General features: G+C 54.5%; 6 protein-coding genes. All 6 read left to right on the top strand.

The window, feature by feature from the left end; all coding sequences use genetic code 11:
* A partial coding sequence (locus J3353_RS15655) for a DUF6017 domain-containing protein (protein WP_242701009.1) occupies positions 1–534 on the top strand: 534 nt, incomplete at its 5' end.
* A gap of 100 nt (positions 535–634) precedes the next feature.
* Positions 635–1,105: a PcfB family protein gene (locus J3353_RS15650; protein WP_207685209.1), complete on the top strand. Its 471-nt coding sequence runs from the start codon at positions 635–637 to the stop codon at positions 1,103–1,105.
* Positions 1,102–2,907 carry a VirD4-like conjugal transfer protein, CD1115 family gene (locus J3353_RS15645; protein ID WP_207685208.1) on the top strand — a complete coding sequence of 602 codons (1,806 nt, stop codon included), beginning with the start codon at positions 1,102–1,104 and terminating at the stop codon, positions 2,905–2,907. The genes J3353_RS15650 and J3353_RS15645 overlap by 4 nt, the downstream gene beginning before the upstream one ends.
* 47 nt (positions 2,908–2,954) lie before the next feature.
* The gene (locus tag J3353_RS15640) at positions 2,955–3,170 is read left to right on the top strand and encodes a Maff2 family mobile element protein (protein ID WP_005922889.1); all 216 of its coding nucleotides are present in this window, start codon (positions 2,955–2,957) and stop codon (positions 3,168–3,170) included.
* 103 nt (positions 3,171–3,273) lie between these two features.
* The gene (locus tag J3353_RS15635) at positions 3,274–4,137 is read left to right on the top strand and encodes a VirB6/TrbL-like conjugal transfer protein, CD1112 family (protein ID WP_005927770.1); all 864 of its coding nucleotides are present in this window, start codon (positions 3,274–3,276) and stop codon (positions 4,135–4,137) included.
* A 15-nt stretch (positions 4,138–4,152) separates the two neighbouring features.
* Positions 4,153–4,361, top strand: a 209-nt coding sequence (locus tag J3353_RS15630; protein WP_207685207.1) for a PrgI family protein, incomplete at its 3' end; no start/stop codon positions are given.

The raw sequence follows: 4,361 nt of genomic DNA, 5'->3' as shown, positions 1-4,361 counted from the left end.
CAATTAAATAAAGATAAACTAATTACAGAAAAACAAAAGAAAGAGGGATTAAATACCGATTCCATTCCTATCCATTCCCCAAACCCCTTGCCTTTAGACGAGGACGAGGCAGCGGCACCGCCGCCGGAACGGACCGGAAGCCGAAAGGAAGCGGCCTATCAAATCTACCGGGACTTGATTTTGGAGAACATCGAGTATGACACCCTCACCCAGAATCCCCGGATAGACCGGGAGCAACTGGACGAGATCGTGGACATCCTGCTGGAAACCGTCTGTACCAGCCGCAAGTCCATCCGGGTTGCCGGGGACGATTACCCGGCAGAGTTGGTCAAGGCGAAATTCTTGAAGCTGGACAGCCATCACATCGAGTTCGTCATGGACTGCCTGCGGGATAACACCACCAAAGTCCGCAACATCAAGCAATACCTGCGGGCCATCCTTTTTAACGCGCCCAGCACCATCAACAGCTACTATGCGTCCCTTGTGGCGCACGATATGGCGCAGCCCGATTGGGGCCGCCCGCCCAACAACTGACCGAAAGGAGCGTCCACCCATGAGAGCCCTTTATCTGCGGCGGCTGGTGGTTCCACCCTAGCTGCCGCTTTTCCGACTACCTGCCAAGGAGGGATGCTGAATGCAGGAAGAAGTCACCCAGAAAACCATTGCCCTGTCCATGAAAACAGGCAAACTCACCGCCCAAGCGTTGCAAGCTGCCCTGAAAAAATATTTGCAGCACCGGGCCAAGGGGCCAAAGTTGCATCACGGCAAGCAAAGCCTGAAACAGCTGAAAGCCCACGGCGCAGCCCTGACCAACATTGAAGTCACGGAAGCGAACATCGGGGTGTTCAAGCCCTGCGCCAAGAAGTACGGCGTGGACTTCACCTTACGCAAGGACAAGACCACCCAGCCGCCCCACTACATCGTGATCTTCAAGGCCAAGGATGCGGACAATCTGGAACAGGCGTTCCGGGAGTTCACCGCCAAAACGCTCTCCAAGGAGCAGCGGCCCTCCATCCGCAAGGTGCTGACAGCAGCCAAGCAGAAAGCCGCCCAGCAGCCGAAACGTGCGAAGGAAAAAATCAAGCAAAGGGGGCTGGAACGATGAAATCTGAACTGAAAAAGCTGCTGGTGCTGAATCTGCCGTATCTGCTGTTCGTGTACCTGTTCGCCAAATGCGGGCAGGCGTACCGTCTTGCGGCGGGCGCGGATGCTTCGGCCAAGCTGCTGCACCTAACGAGCGGCATCTCCGCCGCCTTTGCAAACCCGCTACCCAGCCTGCATCCGTTTGACCTCTGCGTGGGCGTTGCCGGGGCGGTGGCTGTCCGGCTCATCGTGTACAGCAAGGGCAAGAACGCCAAGAAGTACCGCAAGGGCGAGGAATACGGTTCTGCCCGGTGGGGCACCGCCAAAGACATTGCCCCCTACATCGACCCCAAGTTTGAAAACAACATCCTGCTGACCCAGACCGAACGCCTGACCATGACCGGGCGGCCCAAAGACCCCAAGACGGCCCGGAACAAGAATGTGCTGGTGATCGGCGGCTCCGGCAGCGGCAAGACACGCTTCTATGTGAAGCCCAACCTCATGCAATGTTTCCCCACTTCCGACTATCCCACCTCATTCGTGGTCACAGACCCAAAAGGCACACTGATTCTCGAAACAGGCCAAATGTTCCAGCGGGCAGGCTACCGGGTGAAAATCCTGAACACGATAAACTTTTCCAAGTCTATGAAGTACAACCCGTTTGTTTACATCCACTCGGAAAAGGACGTGCTGAAACTGGTGAATACCCTTATCGCCAACACCAAGGGCGAGGGTGAGAAATCAGCAGAAGATTTTTGGGTGAAGTCGGAACGGCTGTTCTACACCGCGCTTATCGGCTACATCTGGTATGAGGCCCCGGCAGAAGAAATGAACTTCACCACCCTGCTGGAAATGATAAACGCCAGTGAAGCCCGCGAGGATGACCCGGACTTTCAAAGCCCGGTGGACCTCATGTTTGAACGGCTGGAACAGAAAGACCCGGACCACTTCGCTGTCCGGCAGTACAAAAAGTTTCTGCTGTCGGCGGGCAAGACCCGTTCTTCCATCCTGATAAGCTGTGGTGCCCGTTTAGCCCCATTTGACATCCGGGAGGTGCGGGAGCTGATGGAGGACGATGAAATGGAGCTGGACACCATCGGGGATGAAAAGACCGTGCTGTTTTTGATTATGAGCGACACGGACACCACCTTCAACTTCATTCTGGCCATGCTCCAAAGCCAGCTTATCAACCTGCTGTGTGACAGAGCGGATGATAAATACGGCGGTCGGCTGCCTGTCCATGTGCGGCTGATTCTGGACGAGTTCGCCAACATCGGACAGGTTCCCAACTTCGACAAGCTGATCGCCACCATCCGCAGCCGGGAAATCTCGGCATCCATCATCTTGCAGAGCCAGTCGCAGCTGAAAGCTATCTACAAGGATGCGGCCGAAATCATTTCGGACAACTGCGATTCTGTTCTCTTTTTGAGTGGGCGGGGCAAGAATGCCAGAGAGATCTCCGATGCGCTGGGGAAAGAGACTATCGACAGTTTCAACACCAGCGAGAACCGGGGTTCTCAAACCTCCCACGGACTGAACTATCAAAAACTAGGAAAGGCGTTGATGTCAGAGGACGAAATTGCAATCATGGACGGCGGCAGGTGCATCTTGCAGCTACGTGGCGTGAGGCCGTTCTTCTCGGAGAAGTTCGACATCACCAAGCACCCGCACTACAAATACCTTGCGGACGCGGACAAGAAAAACACCTTTGATGTGGACAGGTTCTTATCCACCCTGCGCCGGAAACGGCAACAGGTAGTCGCACAGGACGAAAGTTTTGACCTGTACGAAATCGACCTGTCGGATGAAAATGCAGCCGAATAATTTTATTTTTGAGTGTCGCAGAATAAGCGGCAGAAAGTGAGGACCTTATGGAATTTTTCAACAGCGCAGTCGATACTTTGCAGACCATCGTGGTCGGTCTGGGCGGTGCCCTGTGTGTCTGGGGCGGCATCAACCTGTTGGAGGGTTATGGACAGGATAACCCCGGCAGCAAGAGCCAGGGCGTCAAGCAGCTGGTTGCGGGCGGCGGCGTTGCCCTGATCGGCGTGACCCTTGTCCCGCTGCTGTCCGGGCTGCTGGGCTAAGTCCTGCATCGCTGCCCACAATTTTCCGAACAACGAACACTTAAAATCCTACTCCGCGCTCTCCCTCTCACATGGGAGGGCGCGGGAAAGGAGGTATCTTTGCTTGATTAGTGAGATCATCGAGAAATGGATAAAAGGCATTTTGATAGATGGCATCACGGGCAACCTCTCCGGCCTGTTCGATAACGTGAACGCCAAGGTGGGCGAAATCGCTTCGGACGTCGGCTCTACCCCGCAGGCGTGGAACAGCGGCATTTTCAATATGCTGCGTAGTCTTTCTGAAACGGTGGTGCTGCCCATTGCAGCGGCTATCCTTGCCCTTGTGATGTGCCATGAGCTTATCCAGATGATTACCGAAAAGAACAATATGCACGACTTCGACACCTCCATGTTCTTCCGCTGGATTTTCAAGTCTGCCTTTGCCATCCTCATTGTCAGCAATACATGGAATATCGTTATGGGTGTGTTCGATGCCACCCAGAGCGTTGTCAACCAAAGTTCCGGCGTTATCATCGGTGAAACATCCATCCACTTTGACCGCCTGATACCCGGACTGGAATTTCAGCTGGAAAGCATGACCATTGGCAGTCTGCTCAGCCTGTGGTTCCAGACCCTTGTGGTGGGCCTGACCATGAACATCCTGTCTATCTGTATTTTCCTTGTGACCTACGGCCGCATGATTGAGATTTACGTTGTGACCGCGCTGGGGCCTATCCCGCTGGCGACTATGGGCAGCAGCGAGTGGCGCAGTACCGGGCAGAACTATTTGAAGTCTTTGCTGGCGCTGGGTTTCCAAGCGTTCCTGATTATGATTGTCGTTGGCATCTACGCAGTGCTGATACGCAACATTTCGGGCGCGGCGGACATTGCCGGGGCTATCTGGGGCTGCATGGGCTATACCGTTCTGCTCTGTTTCTGTCTATTCAAGACTGGCAGCATCAGCAAATCCGTGTTTGGTGCCCATTGAGAAAGGAGCGTTTGAATGGCGTATGTGACCGTTCCCAAAGATTTGACCCATGTAAAATCCAAAGTTTTATTCGGGCTGACCAAGCGGCAGCTGGTCTGCTTCGGCGGTGCGCTTTTAACGGGCGGACCGCTTTATTTTTTGGCCCGGAACTATCTTTCCAACAGTGCATCGGCCCTGCTGATGATTTTTGCCATGCTGCCGGGGCTGCTGTTCGCTCTGTTCGA

The organism is Faecalibacterium sp. Marseille-Q4137 (assembly GCF_017377535.1).
In the GTDB taxonomy this organism is placed as follows: Bacteria; Bacillota; Clostridia; order Oscillospirales; family Ruminococcaceae; genus Faecalibacterium; species Faecalibacterium duncaniae.
Note: the sequence above shows the minus strand (reverse complement) of the source record. Positions and strands in the feature narration are given on the sequence as shown.